The sequence below is a fragment of the Shigella sp. SIG3 genome (genome assembly GCF_053555855.1).
Map to the genome: position 1 here is coordinate 1 of NZ_JBQZXE010000358.1, position 311 is coordinate 311.

1 tRNA gene is annotated in these 311 nt (G+C 45.0%); it reads right to left on the reverse strand.

Annotation, left to right across the window (positions count from 1 at the left end):
* Window positions 1–164 precede the first annotated feature (164 nt).
* Window positions 165–240: transfer RNA gene (locus tag ACUU1I_RS21420), tRNA-Glu, on the reverse strand.
* Window positions 241–311 lie beyond the last annotated feature (71 nt).

A 311-nucleotide genomic window follows, 5' to 3' on the forward strand; every position in this document is an offset into this window, starting at 1 on the left:
ACTTCAGAGTTGCGAAAATTTGAGAGACTCACGAACAACTTTCATTGTTCAGTGTTTCAATTTTCAGCTTGATCCAGATTTTTAAAGAGCAAATATCTCAAACATCACCCGAAGATGAGTTTTGAGATATTAAGGCAGGTGACTTTCACTCACAAACCAGCAAGTGGCGTCCCCTAGGGGATTCGAACCCCTGTTACCGCCGTGAAAGGGCGGTGTCCTAGGCCTCTAGACGAAGGTGACGTATCAGTCTGCTTCGCAAGACGCCTTGCTTTTCACTTTCTATCAGACAATCTGTGTGAGCACTGCAAAGT